This window comes from Mycoplana sp. MJR14, assembly GCF_029210525.1.
Classification (GTDB): Bacteria; Pseudomonadota; Alphaproteobacteria; order Rhizobiales; family Rhizobiaceae; genus Mycoplana.
The window spans coordinates 484860-505310 of record NZ_JARGEO010000002.1; the positions used below are offsets into that span (position 1 = coordinate 484860).

General features: G+C 65.4%; 21 protein-coding genes. 7 read left to right on the plus strand and 14 right to left on the minus strand.

What is annotated here, in order from left to right; translation table 11 throughout:
* Window positions 1-20: 20 nt before the first annotated feature.
* On the plus strand, window positions 21-1316 hold the full coding sequence (locus tag P0086_RS06615) for a pitrilysin family protein (RefSeq protein ID WP_112606181.1): 1296 nt from the start codon (window positions 21-23) through the stop codon (window positions 1314-1316).
* Between the two features lie 194 nt (window positions 1317-1510).
* Here P0086_RS06615 and P0086_RS06620 read toward each other — a convergent pair whose 3' ends face one another.
* Window positions 1511-2272: a sulfotransferase gene (locus tag P0086_RS06620; protein WP_275783773.1), complete on the minus strand. Its 762-nt coding sequence runs from the start codon at window positions 2270-2272 to the stop codon at window positions 1511-1513.
* 313 nt (window positions 2273-2585) lie between these two features.
* Here P0086_RS06620 and P0086_RS06625 point away from each other — a divergent pair, with 313 nt between their 5' ends.
* Window positions 2586-3236, plus strand: a complete 651-nt coding sequence (locus P0086_RS06625) for a GNAT family protein (RefSeq protein WP_275783776.1) — start codon at window positions 2586-2588, stop codon at window positions 3234-3236.
* A 67-nt stretch (window positions 3237-3303) separates the two neighbouring features.
* Window positions 3304-6156: a sensor domain-containing phosphodiesterase gene (locus P0086_RS06630; protein ID WP_275784424.1), complete on the plus strand. Its 2853-nt coding sequence runs from the start codon at window positions 3304-3306 to the stop codon at window positions 6154-6156.
* 72 nt (window positions 6157-6228) lie between these two features.
* Here the strand turns inward: P0086_RS06630 and P0086_RS06635 are convergent, their stop codons facing one another.
* Both P0086_RS06635 and P0086_RS06640 read right to left on the minus strand, forming a co-directional pair.
* Entirely contained in the window at window positions 6229-7296 is a 1068-nt protein-coding gene (locus P0086_RS06635; RefSeq protein WP_275783779.1) for a putative zinc-binding metallopeptidase, read from the minus strand.
* A 132-nt stretch (window positions 7297-7428) separates the two neighbouring features.
* The gene (locus P0086_RS06640) at window positions 7429-8034 is read right to left on the minus strand and encodes a YqgE/AlgH family protein (protein ID WP_112593460.1); all 606 of its coding nucleotides are present in this window, start codon (window positions 8032-8034) and stop codon (window positions 7429-7431) included.
* A gap of 190 nt (window positions 8035-8224) precedes the next feature.
* Here P0086_RS06640 and P0086_RS06645 point away from each other — a divergent pair, with 190 nt between their 5' ends.
* From P0086_RS06645 to P0086_RS06655, 3 genes are all read left to right on the plus strand, one after another.
* On the plus strand, window positions 8225-9049 hold the full coding sequence (locus tag P0086_RS06645; RefSeq protein ID WP_275783781.1) for a protein-disulfide reductase DsbD domain-containing protein: 825 nt from the start codon (window positions 8225-8227) through the stop codon (window positions 9047-9049).
* 70 nt (window positions 9050-9119) lie between these two features.
* On the plus strand, window positions 9120-9605 hold the full coding sequence (locus tag P0086_RS06650) for a peroxiredoxin (protein ID WP_112615294.1): 486 nt from the start codon (window positions 9120-9122) through the stop codon (window positions 9603-9605).
* 264 nt (window positions 9606-9869) lie between these two features.
* On the plus strand, window positions 9870-10397 hold the full coding sequence (locus P0086_RS06655; protein ID WP_275784426.1) for a GrpB family protein: 528 nt from the start codon (window positions 9870-9872) through the stop codon (window positions 10395-10397).
* Here P0086_RS06655 and rnhA read toward each other — a convergent pair.
* The 11 genes from rnhA to coxB all read right to left on the minus strand — a co-directional run bounded on the left by rnhA (window position 10384) and on the right by coxB (window position 19498).
* Window positions 10384-10824 carry a ribonuclease HI gene (gene rnhA / locus P0086_RS06660; protein WP_112615298.1) on the minus strand — a complete coding sequence of 147 codons (441 nt, stop codon included), beginning with the start codon at window positions 10822-10824 and terminating at the stop codon, window positions 10384-10386. The genes P0086_RS06655 and rnhA overlap by 14 nt on opposite strands.
* A complete protein-coding gene (locus tag P0086_RS06665; RefSeq protein ID WP_112593465.1) occupies window positions 10821-11789 on the minus strand; it encodes a homoserine kinase in 969 nt (322 codons plus the stop codon). The genes rnhA and P0086_RS06665 overlap by 4 nt, the downstream gene beginning before the upstream one ends.
* A gap of 38 nt (window positions 11790-11827) precedes the next feature.
* A complete protein-coding gene (gene ispH, locus P0086_RS06670) occupies window positions 11828-12835 on the minus strand; it encodes a 4-hydroxy-3-methylbut-2-enyl diphosphate reductase (protein ID WP_275783788.1) in 1008 nt (335 codons plus the stop codon).
* Window positions 12836-12988: 153 nt separating this feature from the next.
* Entirely contained in the window at window positions 12989-13732 is a 744-nt protein-coding gene (locus P0086_RS06675) for an SURF1 family protein (RefSeq protein ID WP_275783791.1), read from the minus strand.
* Entirely contained in the window at window positions 13725-14120 is a 396-nt protein-coding gene (locus tag P0086_RS06680) for a DUF983 domain-containing protein (protein ID WP_112593468.1), read from the minus strand. Before P0086_RS06680 ends, P0086_RS06675 begins: the two co-directional genes overlap by 8 nt.
* A 91-nt stretch (window positions 14121-14211) precedes the next feature.
* The gene (locus P0086_RS06685; protein ID WP_112593469.1) at window positions 14212-15090 is read right to left on the minus strand and encodes a cytochrome c oxidase subunit 3; all 879 of its coding nucleotides are present in this window, start codon (window positions 15088-15090) and stop codon (window positions 14212-14214) included.
* A 62-nt stretch (window positions 15091-15152) separates the two neighbouring features.
* Window positions 15153-15755 carry a cytochrome c oxidase assembly protein gene (locus tag P0086_RS06690; protein ID WP_112615304.1) on the minus strand — a complete coding sequence of 201 codons (603 nt, stop codon included), beginning with the start codon at window positions 15753-15755 and terminating at the stop codon, window positions 15153-15155.
* A gap of 3 nt (window positions 15756-15758) precedes the next feature.
* Entirely contained in the window at window positions 15759-15899 is a 141-nt protein-coding gene (locus tag P0086_RS06695) for a hypothetical protein (protein WP_275783794.1), read from the minus strand.
* Window positions 15899-16843, minus strand: a complete 945-nt coding sequence (locus P0086_RS06700; protein ID WP_148151776.1) for a heme o synthase — start codon at window positions 16841-16843, stop codon at window positions 15899-15901. Before P0086_RS06700 ends, P0086_RS06695 begins: the two co-directional genes overlap by 1 nt.
* An 87-nt stretch (window positions 16844-16930) precedes the next feature.
* Window positions 16931-18595, minus strand: coding sequence for a cytochrome c oxidase subunit I (gene ctaD, locus P0086_RS06705; protein ID WP_112606204.1), 1665 nt, complete (start codon window positions 18593-18595; stop codon window positions 16931-16933).
* A gap of 18 nt (window positions 18596-18613) precedes the next feature.
* Window positions 18614-19498, minus strand: coding sequence for a cytochrome c oxidase subunit II (gene coxB / locus P0086_RS06710; RefSeq protein ID WP_112606207.1), 885 nt, complete (start codon window positions 19496-19498; stop codon window positions 18614-18616).
* Window positions 19499-19884: 386 nt separating this feature from the next.
* Between coxB and P0086_RS06715 the strand changes: the two genes are divergently transcribed.
* Complete coding sequence (locus P0086_RS06715; protein WP_112593474.1) at window positions 19885-20418, plus strand: invasion associated locus B family protein; 534 nt, start codon at window positions 19885-19887, stop codon at window positions 20416-20418.
* The last annotated feature ends 33 nt before the right edge of the window (window positions 20419-20451 follow it).

Sequence of the window (20451 nt, forward strand, 5' to 3'; positions counted from 1 at the left end):
CGATCGCGGAAAGTCGTAACATGAAAGTTGAGTGCACCAGGCTGCCGTCAGGCCTGACGGTCGTCACCGAGACCATGCCGCATCTTGAGAGCGTCGCGCTCGGCGTGTGGATCAAGTCCGGTTCCCGCAACGAGACGGCGGACGAGCACGGGATCGCCCATCTCCTCGAACACATGGCCTTCAAGGGTACGGCGCGCCGCACCGCCCGCGAGATCGCCGAAGAGATCGAGAACGTGGGCGGCGAGGTCAACGCCGCCACCTCCACCGAGACGACCTCCTACTATGCCCGCGTGCTCAAGGACCACGTGCCGCTGGCGACAGACATCCTGGCCGACATCCTGACGGAATCGGAATTCGACGAGGAAGAACTCTCCCGCGAGAAGCACGTCATCCTGCAGGAGATCGGGGCTGCCAACGACACCCCCGACGACGTCATCTTCGACAAGTTCTCCGAGGCCGCCTATCGCGACCAGACGATCGGGCGGGCGATCCTCGGCACGCCGGAAACGGTGATGTCGTTCCAGCCGGAGCAGATCCGCACCTATCTCGGCCGCAACTACACGACCGACCGCATGTTCGTGGTCGCGGCCGGCGCCGTAGATCATTCGGATTTCGTCCGCGACGTCGAGAAGCGGTTCTCGTCGCTGCCGCAGACGCCGTCCGCGCCTCCCGTCCTGGAGGTGGCGAACTACACCGGCGGCGACGTGCGCGAGACGCGCGACCTGATGGACGCGCAGGTCCTCCTCGGCTTCGAGGGCAAGGCCTACCATGCGCGCGACTTCTACTGTTCGCAGATCCTCGCCAACATCCTCGGCGGCGGCATGTCCTCGCGCCTCTTCCAGGAAGTGCGCGAGCATCGCGGCCTGTGCTACTCGGTCTATGCCTTCCACTGGGGCTTCTCCGACACCGGCATCTTCGGCATCCACGCGGCGACCGGCGGCGAGAACCTGCCGGAGCTGCTGCCGGTGATCATCGAGGAGTTGCGCAAGTCGGCCGACCGGATCGACCAGCAGGAGATCGACCGGGCCCGCGCGCAGATCCGCGCGCAGTTGCTGATGGGGCAGGAAAGCCCCGCCGCCCGCGCCGGCCAGATCGCCCGGCAGATGATGCTCTACGGACGGCCGATCCCCAACGACGAGCTGATGGAACGGCTCCAGGGCATCACTGTCGACCGGCTGACCGATCTCGCCGGCCGGCTGTTCTTCGACACCCGCCCGACGCTTTCGGCGATCGGCCCGCTGGACCAGCTCGCCTCGGCGGGCGACATCATCGGCTCCCTGACCCGCAGCGCCCAGCCCCAGCGCGCCGCAAGCTGAGGCGCAGCCACATCGGCCGATGCCGCAGACAGATGCACGGCCGCTGCGGGATATCCACTGCGGCCTGTTTTCTGTCGTTGCCGGCGGTCTTAGCGCCGAGAATCGGTCCGGATTGCATGGCCCAAAGGCTCACCAAAAGGAAGCCGCCCACCCGGGATGGTCACGAGGGGTTGGTTCCTTCGACGGCGCGTGAATTAAGCGGCCTGGGTGTAGGTCCGCGTATTGACGATGCTGTCGTACAGGATCTTCATCTGCGTGGTGTTTTCAACGAAGGCTCTTTCCTTCTCTGTCAATTCCGTCCGTTTCTTATCCGTAAACCTCTCTGCTTGGTTCGCCTTTTGACTGGGGTCGATCAGTTTCACCCAGGAATCAACTTTCGGCAGATCAAGAAATGCACCGAGCTCTTTTAGCAGGACCGCCCCGTGGGTCTTTAGGTGCTCCAGAGGGAACACGAACCCCTTGTCGGTCCGGTCGATGACGTCACGGATGTGTCCCAAGGCTTCGAGATAACTCCGAGAGGTCTCTTTAATGGTCCTTTTCGGCCACCTTGAAACGCACGACAAGTGAAACGGGACGAACTCTCTGACACAAAGAACAAAGCGGACGTCGTCATAGACGGCCTCCAGTTCCTTCAAGCGAGCCACCGCGGCCGGAAGCTTGAAACCGGTGTACGCCACCTTCTTACGATCGGTGTTCGTCTTGTCCGGGTACTTTTGGGTCGCCGCCAACATGTCTTCGAACAGAGCCGTGCGGGTCTTCAACCACGTCTTGTTCCATTTCTCGTAGTTGGCGCTGCGAAATTCCGCATCCGTCTTGGTCACGAACTCGATTGCGTTGTCCAGAACGCTGGGAGGAACCTCGCCTTGGATACACACTTCCGGATGTTTATTGAGGGCATTGGTAACAAACCGGGTCCCCGTGCGCGGGGGACCCGCAATTACAATATGTTTAGGCATTGGGCAGTTGCTCTCCTAGGCTGTCAATATAAAATAGCGTTACAAGGTCCTTCAAGGCAAGAGGTTGGCCACCCTCGTCAAGCCTGAGCAGCCACCCCATGGCGCGTGCTTGCCGGATGTCCCTCGGTCCACATCCTCCACAGCCGCTGATCGCACGCGGCGCGGCCGTGCTGTGCGGCATACGGGGACGGGCGAATTTTCGGTGGCGGGGCTATGCATATCCGGTTTGACGGCATCGCCGCTGTTGACTTACTGTCATGCGACGAGGTGCGTGCGCCCACGGCAGCGAGGCGGCGCAAACGGAGAAGAATGGATGGCACGGTCGGTCTTTCGGTTCCTGTCGCGGCAGTCCGACACCGTGACGCTCGAGAGCGAGACGCATCTGCTCCGCCTGCCGCGCTTTTCCGACTATCGCCAGTGGTACCTGCTCCGCTCCGAGAGCCGGCGCTTCCTGGAGCCGTGGGAGCCGACCTGGCGCAGCGACGAGCTGTCGGAGAGCTCCTTCCGCTCCCGCGTCGTCAGGAACGAGCAGGAATTCGCCAGCGGCCAGGCGCTGCCGCTGTTTCTCTTCCTCAAGGCCGAACAGCAGCTGCTCGGCGGCCTGACGATCGGCTACATCCGCCGCGGCGCATCGCAATGCTGCATGGTCGGCTACTGGATGGGCGAGCGCTACGCCGGCCACGGCCACATGCTCGCCGCCCTGAAACTGGCCATCCCCTACATCTTTGGGGAGCTTCAGTTGCACCGTATCGAGGCAGCCTGTATTCCTGACAACGGGCGGAGCATCCGCCTCCTTGAAAAGGCCGGCTTTCAGCGCGAAGGCTACCTCAGGGAATATCTGAAGATAAACGGGGAGTGGCGTGACCACCTGATGTATTCGCTGCTGGCAGGGGACAGGACCCAGCCGCGAATCCAGGCCGCGCCGGAGAGAGGGCTGCTGGACCCGCAGACGACAGGAAATTAGCGTTCCAATGACATTTCGTTCCGTGCCGACACTGCTGTTCGTCAGCCGGGTGCTCGCCCTTACCCTTCTGGCGGCGCTCTCGCTGGTCGGACCGCTTGCGTCGACGGCACAGGCCGTCGAGCCCGTCCAGATCTCCCGCGACGACACGGCACTCGACCTGACGGCGACGACGGAGATCTACACGGGACGCGGCGACGCCTTCCAGGTCTCCACCGCCCCCGGCACAGACGGCATCGTGCGGCGCATCGAGGTGCGCGCGACCAATCCGGCGCACGAGGGCGACTGGGCAGTGTTCGCGCTCGCCAACATTTCCGAGGAACAGATCGACCGCGTGATCGTCGCGCCGCATTTCCGGCTGGTGCGCTCCAAGCTGTTCTGGCCCGACCTCGGCTCGCAGCGCATCCTCTCGATCACGCCGAGCGAAGGCTTCGCGCTCGACCGCCAGCCGAGCGAGGAGGACGACGTCTTCCGCATCACGCTGAACCCCGGCTCCGTCGTCACCTTCGTAGCCGAGCTCGCAACGCCGGAACTGCCGCAGATCTACCTGTGGGAGCCGGACGCCTACAAGGACACGGTCAACGCCTTCACCCTCTACCGCGGCATCGTGCTCGGCATCGCCGGCCTGCTCGCGGTGTTCCTGACCATCCTGTTCGTGGTCAAGGGCACCTCGATGCTGCCGGCGACGGCCGCACTCGCCTGGGCGGTGCTCGGCTACATCTGCGTCGACTTCGGCTTCCTGTCGAAGCTGATCAGCATCACCGCCGGCGACGAGCGGATCTGGCGTGCGGGAACGGAGGTGTCGCTGGCGGTCGGCCTCGTCGTCTTCCTGTTCACCTACCTGAACCTCAACCGCTGGCACGCCCACCTCTCCTATGCCACGCTCGCCTGGATCCTGGGCCTCGGGCTCTTGTTCGGCGTCGCCGTCTACGATCCGCCGATCGCGGCCGGCATCGCGCGGCTGTCCTTCGCGCTCACGGCATCCGCCGGCATCATCCTGATCGCCTATCTCGGCTTCAACCGCTACGACCGGGCGATCCTGCTCGTGCCGGCCTGGGCGCTGATCCTCGTCTGGCTGTTCGGCGCCTGGATGACGGTGACGGGCAGGCTCGACAACGACATCATCCAGCCGGCGCTCGGCGGCGGCCTCGTCCTGATCGTGCTTCTGATCGGGTTCACGGTGATGCAGCACGCCTTTGCCGGCGGCGCCTACCAGCAGGGGCTGTTCTCCGACCTGGAGCGGCAGTCGCTGGCGCTGACCGGCTCCGGCGACACGGTCTGGGACTGGGACGTGGCGCGCGACCGCGTCGTCACCATCCCCGACATCTCCGCCCAGCTCGGCCTTTCGCCCGGCGTCATGCACGGGGCCGCGCGCAACTGGCTGCCGCGGCTGCATCCCGACGACCGCGACCGCTTCCGCGCCACGCTCGACGTGCTTCTGGAGCACCGCCGCGGGCGGCTGAACCATCAGTTCCGCGTCCGCGCCGAGGACGGCCACTACCACTGGCTGGCGATCCGCGCCCGGCCGGTGCTCGGCGCCAACGGCGAGATCATCCGTTGCGTCGGCACGATCGTCGACATCACCGAGCAGCGCAATTCGGTCGACCGGCTGCTGCAGGACGCGCTGCACGACAACCTCACCGGCCTGCCCAACCGGCAGGTGTTCCTCGACCGGCTGCAATCGGTGCTGTCGATCGCCGGTTCCGGCGAGGCCGTGCGGCCGACCGTTCTCGCCATCGACATCGACCGCTACAAGCAGGTCAACGACGCGCTCGGGATCGCCGCCGGCGACAATATCCTCGTCGCCCTGTCGCGCCGCCTGCGCCGGCTCCTGAAGCCGCAGGACACGCTGTCGCGGCTTTCCGGCGACCAGTTCGGCCTGATCCTGCTTTCGGAGCGCGACCCGGCCAAGGTCGCCGACTTCGCCGATGCGGTCTCCAAGGCGATCACCGTGCCGATCAACTTCGCCAACCGCGAGATCATCCTGACCGCCTCGATCGGGCTCGTCTCCTGGCTCGACCCGCAGCAGGACGCGGCGAGCCTTCTGAACGACGCCGAGCTCGCCATGTACCGGGCGAAGAAGGCGGGCGGCAACCGCGTCGAACCGTTCCGCCCCGCCTTCCGGACGATGGGCACCGACCGGCTGCAGATGGAGACGGACCTGCGCCGGGCGATCGAGCGCAAGGAGCTGTCGCTCGTCTACCAGCCGATCGTGCGGCTGGCCGATGCCGAGGTCGCCGGCTTCGAGGCGCTGATGCGCTGGGAGCATCCCAAGCGCGGCAGCATCTCGCCGGAGGAGTTCATCCCGGTCGCCGAGCAGTCCGACCTGATCAGCCAGCTCGGCGCGTTCGCCTTCGACAAGGCGGCGAGCGACCTGATGGACTGGCAGCTGCAGACCGGCGACCTGCCGATCTTCGTCTCGGTCAACCTCTCCAGCGCCCAGCTCCTGAACAACGAGCTCTACAACGACGTCCGCGCGGTGCTGTCGAAGACGCGCTGCGAGCCGCACAAGCTGAAGTTCGAGCTGACCGAATCCGTGGTGATGGAGAATGCCGAACAGGCGCGGCTGGTGCTCAACAAGCTGCGCGAGGCCGGCCTCGGGCTGGCGCTCGACGATTTCGGCACCGGCTATTCCTCGCTCGCCTACCTCACGCGCTTCCCGTTCGACACGATCAAGATCGACAAGGCGCTGGTGCGCGACAGCTCCGACAAGCGCACCGTGCTCCTGCGCTCGGTGATCTCGATGGCGCGCGAGATGGAGATGCAGGTCGTGGCCGAGGGGATCGAGACCGAGGAGGATGCGATCGAGCTCGGGCGGATGGGCTGCGAATACGGGCAGAGCTACCTGTTCGGGCCGCCGATCAACTACGATTCGGTGCTGCGGCTGCTGAAAGAACGGTTTCCCCTCATGAAGCGGGCCTGATGGAGCGGGCCTGAGCGCGCTCGCGCTTGCCCGGTTCGCACGCAGACGGGCGGGCCCGGCGAAGGCTGTCCGTCAGTCGTGCGCCTTGGCGACGATGCCGCGGATGAACTCCAGCTTCTCGACCACCGGCTGGGAGAGCACGAAGGGATAGCTGTCCGGCTGGCCCATGGAGCGCTGGATCTCGTTGATGGCGACGCTGAGCGGGACCCAGGCATCGACCAGCCGGTCGGCGCTGCCGGCGCGGTAGGGGTCGAAATCGACCGCCGCCTCCAGTTCGTCGTGGCCGCCGCGGGGATCGGTGTTGAGCCCGAAGGCGCGGGCCGTCTCCAGCGTATCGACGATGTGCAGGTAGTGCGCCCAGCATTCGGCGAAGTCCTCCGCCGCATGCGCGCTGGCATAGGTGCTGATGAACCGCTCCTGCCAGTCGGGCGGCGGGCCCTGCTCATAGTGGCGCTCGAGCGCTGCGCCGTAGTCCTCGCGCTCGTCGCCGAAGAGTGCGCGGGCGCGCTGCAGATCAGCCTCGTCGGTCAGGAGCTGGCCCCAGTAGAAATGACCGATCTCGTGGCGAAGATGGCCGAGCAGCGAGCGATAGCGCTCGTCCATGGCGACGCGCACCGCCTCGCGCACGTCGTCGTCTGCCTCCGCCGCCCTGAGGCAGATCAGCCCGTCCTCGTGGCCGGTCATGGCCGGGATGACGTTGCCGTTCTCGTCGACCTCGTCGGCGAGGAAATCGAAGACGAGCCCGCCGTCCGGCTGCTGCTCGCGGGTCGGATGCGGCAGGTTCCAGCGCAGCAGCGAATAGAACAGATGGTGCTGCGCAGCCGAGATCCGCCGCCAGCGCTCCAGCCCGACAGGATCGGTGGTCGGCACGATGCGGTTGTGGATGCAGGCGGCGCAGAAGGCGTCGCCGCTTTCCACGGGGACGAGCCAGTTGCAGACGTCGATGGCGGCATTGTCGCAGAAGCGGAAGCCCTGTCCCGACCGGCCCTCGATCTCCCAGGTCCCCTCCTCCGCCCGCGGCACCAGCGCATGCAGGCGCATGTCGCCGGTGTCGAAGCCGAGCCGGGCGCCGCAGCGCACGCAGGCGCGGTTGCCGAAATGCAGGGTCAGCCCGCAGCTTTCACATTGAAAGAGACGCATGGCGATCTCCGAGGAAGAGCAGTCAGCAAGAATGAATCCGGCGCAGAACGTCCGCCACCGGCATTGGTTCCTCCGGCGATCCGATCGATCATGAAAGGGTTCGGCGGCGCCGGCGACGTCGGGCCGGCCGGCTCAGGCGTGGCCGGCTTCCATGGACAGCATGGCCGGGGTGACGCCCATCAGGGCGAGGGCACGGTCGTACTTGGCCTCGACCGGCGTATCGAAGATCAGGTCTTCGGAGGCCGGGCAGGTCAGCCAGCCATTGGAGGCGATCTCGTTCTCCAGCTGGCCGGCGCCCCAGCCGGCATAGCCGAGCATCAGCAGGCCGCGCTTCGGCCCCTCGCCGCGCGAGATGGCGCGGACGATGTCGAGCGTCGCCGTCAGGCTGATGTCGTCGCTGACCGGAATGCTGGATTCGGACGAATAATCGTCGGAATGCAGCACGAAGCCGCGTCCGCTCTCGACCGGGCCGCCGGAGCGGATCGGAAAATCGATCGTGCGCGGCGGCAGGCGGATGACCTCGTCCTCCTCGACCAGTTGCAGATGCAGCAGCACGTCGGTGAAGCTCATCTGCTGCGGGCGATTGATGACGAAACCCATCGCCCCGTCGTCGGAATGGGCGCAGATATAGACGACGGTGCGCTCGAAATTCTTGTCGAGCATTCCCGGCATGGCGATCAGGAATTGACCGTCAAGGAAGCCCCGTTCACGTCTGTTTTTCAGGACCGACATCGCCATAACACAAACAGCCTATCAATTCGCAGCGAAATGAAAAGCGCCTTCTCGCCGCTCTGACGCTTTTGTTCGACGCTTCGGGAAGAACATTGTAAAGAACTGGGACAGCGGGTCCGGCATTCAAGAGAAATCTTTCGAAAAAGCCTGACAGAGCCATGGAATCGTCGCCGCCCTATGCCCAGATCGTGATCTTATGACAGGTTTTCGCTCGTTTCTCGTTGCATTTTCACTGCTGGCGCTCGCGCCGGCGCAGGCGCTTGCCGCGACCTCGCCCTGGGCCGAGACGGCGGGCGGCCGGGTGCGGCTGATCGTGCTGCCGGAGGCGGCGGACGGACGCGTCCCGGCACTCCTCGAGATCGAGCTGCGGGACGGCTGGAAGACCTACTGGCGCGATCCCGGCCAGAGCGGGATCTCGCCTTCGATCACCATATCGCCCGCCTCCGGGCTGGCGCTGGAGCAGATCCGCTTTCCCGTTCCCAAGCGCTTCTCGGACGGCTTTACCGCCTATACCGGCTACGACCGCTCGCTCGCCCTTCCCCTGACCCTGAGGCGGCAGGGGCCGGCAGCGGGCGAACGCATCACCGCCTCGGTCTTCCTCGGCGTCTGCGAGAACATCTGCATCCCGCTCCAGGCCGAGCTGTCGGTCGACGGCGCGAAGGCGGCGATCGAGAACCCGATCGAGCGGGCGATGGCGGCCGCCGCCGAGGCTGCGCTGCCGGCCGCGCCCTCCCCCGAATTCATCGTCACCGAGGCGCGCTGGAAGGCCGACGGCAGCGCGCTCTCCGTCACCTTCACCGCGCCGGAGCCTTCGGCGGAAAAGCCGCTGCAGGTGTTCGTTTCCGGGCCGGAGGGCTTCCAGTTCGACGCCGCGAGCACCCCGGTCCGCAGCGGCGGCTCCTACCGCGTCGACGTTCCGCTGCGGCACAAGCCGAAGTCGGCGCGGCTCGACGAGGCCGCCCTCGTCTTCACCGCCGAAAGCGGCGGGCGGACGATGGAAATGCCGCTTGTCATCGATTGACCAGCGCCTATTATCCGCGGCCGACCGGCTGCGCGAAGCGCGCAACGGAGACAAGCCAAGGAGAACGATCGTGACGATTGCCGTAGGAGAGAAACTGCCCGACCTGAAGCTCAAGGAACCGACCGCGGACGGCCCGGCGGAGGTCTCGACCGGCGATCTGTTTTCGGGCAAGCGCGTCGTGCTCTTCGCCGTTCCGGGCGCGTTCACGCCCACCTGCTCGCTGAACCACCTGCCCGGCTATCTGGAGAACCGCGACGCGATCCTGGCCAAGGGCGTCGACGAGATCGCCGTCGTCGCCGTCAACGACCCGTTCGTCATGACCGCCTGGGCGAAGGAAACCGGCGGGCTCGGCAAGATCCGCTTCCTCGCCGACGGCGGCGCCCAGTTCGCCAGGGCCGTCGGCCTCGACATCGACCTGACCGCCAACGGCATGGGCGTGCGTTCCAAGCGCTATTCGATGCTGGTCGAGGACGGCGTCGTCAAGTCGCTCAACATCGAGGAAAGCCCCGGCCAGGCGACCGTCTCGGCCGCGGCGGCGATGATCGAGCAGCTCTGAGACGACGGGGCGGCGTTGTTGCAACGCCGCCCGCGCGGATGTTGCCGGGGTCATGCTGGATCACCGCGGCGCCGCTCCCCCCTCACCCCGGACTTGATCCGGGGTCCCGTGGCGGCGCGCCCGCGACGTGGAAAAGCCTTTCTCACGCAAGGACTTGTGTGACTGGATGCCGGCTCGGTGGCCGGCATGACGGAGGAAAAGAGGCGCCGCCACTGTTCGGACGAGCGGTTGCCCCGCGCGAGGCGGAGACGGAGGGTGAGGCGCATGGCCACTCTGGTTGAGATTGTCCCGTACGATGCTTCCTGGCCGCGGCACTTTCTCATGATCGCCAGGGACCTTCGCGCTATCCTCGGCTCCAGCGCCATTGCCATCGACCACATCGGCAGCACCGCCGTGCCCGGTCTGCCGGCAAAGCCGGTGATCGATGTCGACGTCATCCTGTCGGGGCCGTCCGACATTTCAACGGCAAGCGATGCGCTCGCTGCCGCAGGATACGAGGCCCGCGAAAATCGCTATGACGACGGCGTCCGGGCATTCTTGAAACGGTTCGCCACGCCGCAGCAACGGGTCTATCTGTGCCCGCCGGGAAATCGGACGCACGAGCGGCGCCTCGTGTTTCGCGACGTTCTGCGGGGTCACGCGGAGACCGTGGCAGCCTATGCCACCCTGAAGACGGAGCTGGCCAGGAAATTTCCCTATGACGGCGACGCCTATACGGCGGCGAAAGGCGACTTCATCAACCGGATCGTCGGCAACGCCCTGCCGGATGCTGCCGGCCTCACCGCTTCTTGAACGGCTCCATGCCCATGCGGGCCAGTTCGTCGGCGCGTTCGTTTTCCGGGTGGCCGGCGTGGCCCTTGACCCAGTGGAGCGTGACCTTGTGGCGGCGGCGGGCCTCGTCGAGGGCCTGCCAGAGCTCGCCGTTCTTGACCGGTTTCTTGTCGGCGGTCTTCCAGCCGTTCTTCTTCCAGCCGTGGATCCACTTCTCGATGCCGTCCATGACGTATTTCGAGTCCGTGTAGAGATCGACCTCGCAGGGCGCCTTGAGCGCGTCGAGCGCCGAGATCGCCGCCAGCAATTCCATGCGGTTGTTGGTCGTCTGCGGCTCGCCGCCGGACAGCTCCTTCTCGACCTCGCCATAGCGCAGCACCGCACCCCAGCCGCCGGGGCCGGGATTGCCGGAGCAGGCCCCGTCGGTGAAAATGTCCACATGCTTCATCGATGCACCAGGCCGTATTCTTCCGCCGACTTCACCATCCGGTGGAAGCGCAGCTTCTTCAGGTATTCGAGCGGATCCTTCTTGACCACCAGCGCGCCGGGCGGCGTCGTCAGCCAGTCGTAGAGGCGGGTGAGGAAGAAGCGCAGCGCCGAGCCGCGCGCCAGCAGCGGCAGCGACTTCAGCTCCGCGCCGTTGAGCGGGCGCACCTGCTCGTAGCCGTCGAGCAGCGCCATGCCCTTGGTCAGGTTGAACGAGCCGTCCTTCTCGAAGCACCAGGCATTCAGGCAGACGGAGACGTCATAGGCATAGGCGTCGTTGCAGGCGAAATAGAAGTCGATCAGGCCGGAGAGCTGGTCGCCGATGAAGAAAACGTTGTCGGGGAAGAGATCGGCGTGGATGACGCCGTGCGGCAGGGTCTTCGGCCAGTGGCTTTCGAGAAAAGCCAGCTCGTCGGCAATCTCCGCCTGCAGGCCCGGCTCGACCTCGTCGGCCCGGTCGGCGGACTTCTCCCAGAGCGGCCGCCAGCCGTCGACGGAGAGCGCGTTCTTGCGGGTGAGCTGGAAGCCCGCGCCGGCCACATGCATCTCCGCCAGCGCCCGGCCGACCTCGCGGCAGTGCTTGGCCGCCGGCTTGCGCAGCCACATGCCTTCGAGAAAGGTGATCATCGCAGCCGGGCGACCGGAAAGCTCGCCCAGAAGCTCGCCGTCCTTGCGCGACAGCGGCAGCGGGCAGCTGAGGCCGTGGTCGGCGAGATGGTGCATCAGGCCGAGGAAGAACGGCAGGTCCTTCGGCTCGACGCGCTTTTCGTAGAGCGTCAGGATGAAGGCGCCTTTGGTCGTATGCAGCAGGAAATTGGAATTTTCCACGCCCTCGGCGATGCCCTTGTAGGAGAGCAGCGTGCCCACCTCGTAGTCCAGGAGGAAGCGGGCGAGGTCGTCTTCGGTGATATCGGTGTAGACTGCCAAATCTCTAGCTCACGCTCACGGGTGCCTTCGGCCCCATCCTATTCCCCGTTGACGAAGGCCATGTCGGCCGGCGTCAGCTCGATGTTGCGCAGTTCGCGGTTCACCAGGAAATTCTCCGTCTCCTCCACGGTATCCGCCAGCTCCACCGTCGTGTCGAAGCGCGCGCGGAAGGCCTCGATGATCTCGTCGACGATGACCTCGGGGGCCGAAGCACCCGCCGACAGACCGACGGTACGGATTTCGCCCAATCCGTTCCAGTCGATTTCGGCCGCCCGCTGGACAAGCAACGACTTTTTCGCCCCTGCCCGTAGCGCGACCTCGACGAGGCGCTTGGAATTGGAGGAATTGGGCGCGCCGACGATCAGGAAGAGATCGCAGCCGGGGGCAGCCTGCTTCACCGCCTCCTGGCGGTTGGTGGTGGCGTAGCAGATCGAATCGGCCGCGGGCGCCGTCAGGTTGGGAAAGCGCTCCTTGAGCCTTGCGATGACGCCGGCGGTATCGTCGACCGACAGGGTGGTCTGGGTGACGAAGCCGAGGTTGTCGGGGTCGGCCGGCTGGTAGACGTCGGCGTCCTCGATCGTCTCGACGAGCGACACCGTGCCCTCCGGCAGCTGCCCCATGGTACCGATCACTTCCGGATGGCCGGCATGGCCGATCAGGACGACGTGGCGGCCGAGCCGCTGGTGGCGCATTGCCTGCTTGTGGACCTTGGAGACGAGCGGGCAGGTGGCGTCGAGGTAGAAGAGATTGCGGGCGACCGCATCCTCGGGCACCGATTTCGGCACGCCATGGGCGGAGAAGACCACCGGCTGGGCTCGGTGCTCCTCGGGGATCTCGTCCAGTTCCTCGACGAAGATCGCCCCCTTGGCCTCCAGCCCCTCGACGACATAGCGGTTGTGCACGATCTCGTGGCGGACATAGACCGGCGCGCCATAGGCCTTCAGCGCCAGCACGACGATCTGGATCGCCCGGTCGACGCCGGCACAGAAGCCGCGCGGGCCGCAGAGGCGGATCGTCAGGGGAGAAAGGGCAGTCGCAGAAGCCATGTCAGGTTATCGCAGGTCCGGTTGCTCTGATGTAGGTGCGGGCGGGCGGCGTTGCCAGCGGTCGGGTCGCAGCGTGCGAAGCCCCTGGCATTTATCACAAATTGACGCCGATGAAAGCGCCAAGCGGTCATCCGCCTCCGTCAGCCGCCTCGCTCAGCGCCGCGACCGCCAGAGATAGAACCCGCTCACGCCCACGAGCGCTACTGCCAGTCCGTACCACGTCAATGCGTATTGCAGATGATTGTTCGGCAGGTCGAACTGCGTGACGCCGCCGATCGGCAGGCCGCCCGGGTTGGGCGTCGGATCGGCATCGACGAAGAAGCCGAGGCGGGCTTCCGGCGCGATGCCGGCGCTCGCTGCCATGGCGTCGAGGTCCTTCCAGTAGAACACGTTCTTGGCGGTGTCGTTGTCGGGGACGAGCGAGGACGGCTTTTCGGAGAGCCTGTCGCGCGCAAGCCCGGTGACCGTCCGCTCGCCCGCCACCTGGCCCTCCGGCCGGCTCTGCGCGTCCTTGCGCTCATAGGGGACGAAGCCGCGGTTGACGAAGACGAAGCGGCCGTCGGCGAGACGCAGCGGCGTATAGACGTGATAGCCGGACTGGCCGTTCCAGGTGGCGAGGAAGTGGCGTTCGCGGGCGTGGTCGAAGGTGCCGGACAGGGTGACTGGCCGGTATTCGATATCGCCGCCCGAAGCCTTCATCGCCTCCAGCGCCGCAAGCGTAACCGGCGCCTCCGTGCGACGCTCGGCGATCTCGGCCAGAAGCTGCTCCTTCCAGGCGAGCCGCTGCATCTGCCAGGTCCCGAGCGCGACGAGCACCGCCAGCGCCAGCAGCAGGGCGAGGCCGGCGAAGACCGTCCGCACCGGGCCGCGGCCCGGCTGCTGCGACAGCTCAGCCACGATCGGACCCGCGGTCGATCTCTCCGGGCCGCGCATTGTTGCGGTACTGGAGCGCGACGAGGACGCCCTTGAGCATGCGGGTCAGGGCCAGGCCGAGGCCGATCGCCAGCGGGATCCAGAGGATGAAATGCAGCCAGAGCGGCGGGCTGTAGCTGACCTCCATCCACAGAGCGGCACCGACGACGATGAAGCCGACGATCAGCAGCACGAACACGACGGGGCCGTCGCCGGCATCGATGAAGGAATAGTCCAGCCCGCAGGCCGCGCAGCGCGGCTTCAGCTTCAGGTAGCCGTCGAACAGCTTGCCCTGGCCGCAGCGGGGGCAATGGCCGCGAAGTCCGGTCGTCACCGGATCGACCGGCGGATAGAGGGCCTTGTCGTCGCTCATGTCAAACTCCTCCGACGCTGCCTGCCGGTCGTCCGGGAATGCGAAAACGGCCGCATCGCTGCGGCCGCCTCTCGATGCAATCGGCCACGGATCAACCGTGTGCGATCGGTGCGCCCCAGCCGCCCCAGATGTAGACGGCGAAGAACAGGAACAGCCAGACCACGTCGACGAAATGCCAGTACCAGGCGGCGGCTTCGAGACCGAAGTGCTGCTTGGGCGTGAAGGCGCCGTTGATGGCGCGCAGCAGGCAGACCAGCAGGAAGACGGTGCCGACGAAGACGTGGAAGCCGTGGAAGCCGGTCGCCATGAAGAAGGTGGCGCCGTAGATGGAATCCTTGAAGGCGAACGGCGCGTGCACGTATTCGTAGATCTGGACGAAGGAGAACAGCATGCCGAGCAGCACGGTCAGCGTCAGGCCGCTGATCAGGCCCTTGCGGTCGTTGTGCAGGATCGCGTGGTGCGCCCAGGTCACGCAGGTGCCCGAGAGCAGCAGGATGACGGTGTTGTAGAGCGGCAGGTGCCAGGGATCGAGGACCTCGATGCCCTTCGGCGGCCAGACGCCGCCGGTGTGCTCGACGCGGGTGGCCTGGATGGCCTCGCCGGGGAACAGGCTGGCATCGAAGAAGGCCCAGAACCAGGCCACGAAGAACATCACCTCGGAGGCGATGAACATGATCATGCCGTAGCGCAGGTGCAGCGAGACGACGCGGGTGTGATGGCCCTCGTTGCCCTCCTTGATCGTGTCCGACCACCAGCCGAACATCGAATAGAGCGTGATCGCCAGGCCGATGATCATGATCCAGGGATTGGCCATCTCCAGGCCGAACAGCTTCAGCGAGCCGCCGGCGAGGTAGCGCATGTAGACGATGCCGCCGAGCGCCAGCACGAAGGCGCCGATCGACGACAAGAGCGGCCACGGGCTCGGATCGATAATGTGGTAGTCGTGATTCTTCTGATGCGCATTCGCCATGTCAGTCATCCCCGAATGTCTCCATTGTCGCCTCCGGCGGTCCCGCCGAAAACGCATATCTCCTAGAGCTTGCCCGTATCCGTACCCGCCGCATCCGTCACCGAAGCCACGGGCTTCGTCCTCTCATGCGGGAAGAAGGTATAGGAAAGCGTAATCGTATGGACGTTCTTCGTCTCCACCGGCTCGACGATGGCCGGGTCGACGAAGAAGAGCACCGGCATCTCCATCTCCTCGCCGGGCTCGAGCGTCGTCTCGGTGAAGCAGAAGCACTGCACCTTGTTGAAATAGGCGCCGGTCGCCTCAGGCGTGACGTTGAACGTCGCCTGCCCGGTCGTCTCGACCGTGGAATTGTTGCGGGCACGGTAGTTCACCATGACCGTCTCGCCGATCCGCAGCTCAATCTCGCGCTGCACCGGCTCGAAGGTCCAGGGCAGGCCCGGGCCGGTATTGGCGTCGAAGCGGACCTTGATCTTCCGGTCCAGGATGACGGCGGAGGCCTGCTCGACGCGCTGCGTCGTGCCGCCATAGCCCGTCACCTTGCAGAACATCTCGTAGAGCGGCACGGCCGCATAGGCCATGCCGAGCATGCCGACCACGAAGGTCAGGCACACGGCGACGATCGTCCCGTTGCCCAGTTTCCGTGTCTTGCCTGCCCGTTCCGTCATCGTTCAGCCCATCGTTCCGCCGGCGATCTTCACCAGCGTGATGATGTAGAAGAGCACGACGAGGACCGCGAGCACGACGGCGAGCGCGATGTTGCGGCCCCGGCGCGACTTCTTCTGCTTGTCGTTGAGCGTCACCGTTTCCATCAGAGGCTCCATCCGGCTGCCATGAGGCCGTGATCGACCATCAGGCCGGCGAAGATGGCGAAGAGGTAGAGGATCGAATAGGCGAAGAGCTTCTTCGCCGGGACCATGCGGCTGTCCGCCTCGGGCATGCGCAGCACGCCGAGCGAATACCAGACGAGGACGGCGCCCATGGCGGCGGCAAAGATCCCGTAGCCGAGGCTGGCGAAGCCAAGACAGCTCGGCATGACGGAGATGACCGCCGTCAGCACGGCATAGATCATGATCTGGTGCTTGGTGGTCTTCTCGCCGGCGACGTTCGGCAGCATCGGCACGCCGACATCGGCATAGTCCTTCATCTTGAACAGCGCCAGCGCCCAGAAATGGGCCGGCGTCCAGAGGAAGGTGATCAGGAACAGCACGATGCTTTCGATCGACACGCCGCCGGTGACACAGGCCCAGCCGATCATCGGCGGGAAGGCGCCGGCGGCACCGCCGATGACGATGTTCTGCGGCGTCGAGCGCTTCAGCCACATCGTGTAGATGACGGCGTAGAAGAAGATGGTGAAGGCGAGCAGCCCGGCCGACAGCCAGTTGACGGCAAGGCCGAGGATCGCGACCGAGAATGCCGACAGCGTCAGCCCGAAGGCGAGCGCCTCGCGCGGCCGGATCCGGCCGGAGGGAATGGGGCGCTTGGCGGTGCGCGACATGACCGCGTCGATGTCGGCGTCGTACCACATGTTCAGCGCGCCGGAGGCGCCGGCGCCGACGGCGATGCAGAGGATGGCGATCGCCCCGATGAACGGGTTGATGTGTCCGGGCGCCAGCACCAGCCCGGCAAAGGCGGTGAAGACGACGAGCGACATGACGCGCGGCTTCAGGAGCTCGAAGTAATCGCGCGCGGTCGCTTCGGAGAGGACGAAATCCCCGCCACTGCCGGCCGCTTCGTGATGATCGATGATTGCCATTTGCCTGCCGCTTTTCCTGGCCGGGTCATCCGGCCTTCAAGGTGCGAGGCCGCCGCGAACCGGCGGCCTCCATAGTCGTTCCGGATCCTACTTGATCTTCGGAAGCTGTTCCCACTGGTGGAACGGCGGCGGCGAGGACAGCTGCCATTCCAGCGTGTTCGCGCCTTCGCCCCAGGGGTTGTTGCCGGCGATACGCTTCCTTGCAAAGGCCTCGAAGACGCCGAACAGGAAGATCAGAACGCCGACGCCCGAGATATAGGAGCCGTAGGACGATACCATGTTCCAGCCCGCGAAGGCATCCGGATAGTCGATGTAGCGGCGCGGCATGCCGGCGAGCCCGAGGAAGTGCTGCGGGAAGAACACGAGGTTCACGCCGACGAACATAACCCAGAAGTGCAGCTTGCCGATGAACTCGGAGTACATGTAGCCGCTCATCTTCGGGAACCAGTAGTACCAGGCTGCGAAGATGGCGAAGACGGCGCCGAGCGACAGCACGTAGTGGAAGTGGGCAACCACGTAGTAGGTGTCGTGCAGGGCACGGTCGAGGCCGGCATTGGCCAGCTGGACGCCGGTGACGCCACCGACGGTGAAGAGGAAGATGAAGCCGATCGCCCAGACCATCGGCGTGGTGAAGCGGATCGAGCCGCCCCACATCGTCGCGATCCAGGAGAAGATCTTGATGCCGGTCGGAATGGCGATGACCATCGTGGCGAAGACGAAGTAGCGCTGGGTGTCGAGCGACAGGCCGACCGTATACATGTGGTGCGCCCACACGATGAAGCCGACGGCGCCGATCGCGACCATGGCGTAGGCCATGCCGAGGTAACCGAAGATCGGCTTCCTCGAGAACGTCGAGACGATGTGGCTGATGATGCCGAAGCCCGGCAGGATCAGGATGTAAACTTCCGGGTGACCGAAGAACCAGAACAGGTGCTGGAACAGGATCGGGTCGCCGCCGCCGTCCGGCGCGAAGAAGGTCGTGCCGAAGTTGCGGTCGGTGAGCAGCATGGTGATGCCGCCTGCCAGGACCGGCAGCGAGAGCAGCAGCAGGAAGGCGGTGATCAGCACCGACCAGGCGAACAGCGGCATCTTGTGCAGCGTCATGCCCGGGGCGCGCATGTTCAGGATCGTGGTGATGAAGTTGATCGCGCCCAGGATCGACGAGGCGCCGGCGATGTGCAGGCCGAGGATGGCGAAGTCCATCGCGGGGCCGGGCTGGCCGGAGGTCGACAGCGGCGGATAGATCGTCCAGCCGCCGCCCGAGCCGTAGGCGCCGGCGGGACCCTCGACGAACATCGACAGGAACACCAGCAGGAAGGCGGGGACGACCAGCCAGAACGAGATGTTGTTCATCCGCGGGAAGGCCATGTCCGGCGCGCCGATCATGATCGGCACCATCCAGTTGGCGAAGCCGCCGATCAGCGCCGGCATCACCATGAAGAAGATCATGATGAGGGCGTGGGCGGTGGTGAACACGTTGAACATGTGCTTGCCGCCGTCGATGGCGGCATCGCCCTCGAAGCCGTAGACCATGGCGGCGAGGCCGTGAAAGATCTGGATGCCCGGCTCCTGCAGCTCGGCGCGCATGGCGACCGAGAGCGCGCCGCCGACGATGCCGGCGAAGATCGCGAAGATCAGGTAGAGCGTTCCGATGTCCTTGTGGTTCGTCGAGAGGAACCAGCGGACGAAGAACGAGGGCTTGTGGTCGTGATGGCCGTGGTGGTCATCGTGGGCAGCGGTTGTTCCGGCCATGGATGGCTCTCCCTTGAATTACTGCGCGGCGCTCTGGGCGACGTCGACGGACTTCTTCTCGCCGTCGATGGCTGCCATCAGAGCCTTGTTGGCCTCGCCGACATTGGTGGCAGCCGCAGCAAGCCAGGTGTCGAACTTCTCCTGCGAGACGACGCGGATCGCGATCGGCATGTAGGCATGGTCCTTGCCGCACAGCTCGGAACACTGGCCGTAGAACAGGCCTTCGCGGTCGGCCTTGAACCAGGTCTCGTTCATGCGGCCGGGGATCGCGTCGATCTTGACGCCGAAGGAGGGCATGGCGAAGGCGTGGATGACGTCGGCGCCGGTGACGAGCAGGCGGACATGCTTGCCGACCGGAACGACCACCTCGTTGTCGACGGCCAGAAGCCGCGGATAGGTGGCGCGGTCTTCCTTGCCGAGGGCAGCACGGTCGCCGTCCTGCAGCAGCAGGCTGTCGAAGGAGACCGGCGCTTCGCCGACCTGGTACTCGTAGCCCCAGTACCACTGGAAGCCCGTGGCCTTGACCGTCAGTTCCGGCTCCTCGGTCGGAGCGAGCTGCTTGGTCAGAAGCTGGAAGGAGGGAACGGCCAGAAGCAGCAGGATGATGACCGGGCCGATGGTCCAGATCACCTCGATTGCGGTGTTGTGGCTGGTGCGCGAGGGAACCGGGTTGGCGCCTTCACGGAACTTCACGACGACGACGATGAGGAGAGCGAGGACGAAGAGCGTGATCGGAACGATGAACCACAGAGTGTACTGCTCGAACCAGCGGATTTCTTCCATGATCGAGGTGGCTGCGGGCTGCAGTCCCTTCTGCCATTCGACCGGCTGGTCGGCCAGGGCGCCCGAGCCGAACAGCAGACAGCAGAAAGCCGCCAGCGCTGCAAAAACCTTGTTTCTCACAACATAATCTCCCCAAAGCGTTTGATAGGGATCAAACGATTGCCGCAGAATCCCCGCTATGCTGACTGCTTAAAATCACAGTTTCCCATTCGCCGCAACAGCCACAGGCCTTTGCGCATGCGGCATTTTTGCGCAAAATCAAGTCTGCGGCGCAGCCATCCAAAATTTTGCAGAATCCGCCGCCGGGAAGGCCGCGACCGATGCGGGAACGGGCCGATCCGCACCACCGTTGCCGTGCTGCCGGCGGCGGAACCGCGGCTAACGTTGCGGAAAGCGCGCGGGCGTCCAATTTCCGCCGTATAGACTGGAAAAGACGGCGGAGGGCTTTTCATTTTCGCCGCCGCTATTCAAGAATGACGCGTATGATTCGAGATTTCGAGGTTTTCATGGGTTCCCGCTCACCTTCGCGTCTGGCACGGACGGTTCGCGCGATCGCGGCGCTCGCCATTCTGGCGGCCGGCGCGCCGGCGCTGGCGCAGACACCGCAGGCTCCGGGCACGGTGAAGGCGAACCATGGCGCGTGGTCGATCGTCTGCGACCAGCCGGCCGGCGCATCCGGCGAGCAGTGCGCGCTGATGCAGAACGTGATCGCCGAGGACCGGCCGGAGGTCGGGCTTTCCGTCGTCATCCTGAAGACGGCCGACCGCAAGGCCAAGATCCTGCGCGTGCTGGCGCCGCTCGGCGTGCTCTTGCCGAACGGGCTGGGACTGAACGTCGACGGCAAGGACATCGGGCGCGCCTATTTCGTGCGCTGCTTCTCCGATGGCTGCTATGCGGAAGTCGTGCTCGAGGAAGAACTCCTGAAGACCTTCCGCTCCGGCGCCACCGCCACCTTCATCGTCTTCCAGACGCCGGAGGAAGGCATCGGCATCCCGGTCGACCTCAAGGGCTTCGGCGAAGGCTACGACGCGCTGCCGTAAGCGGCGTCGCCGAGGCTCCGAAGATCAAAGCGC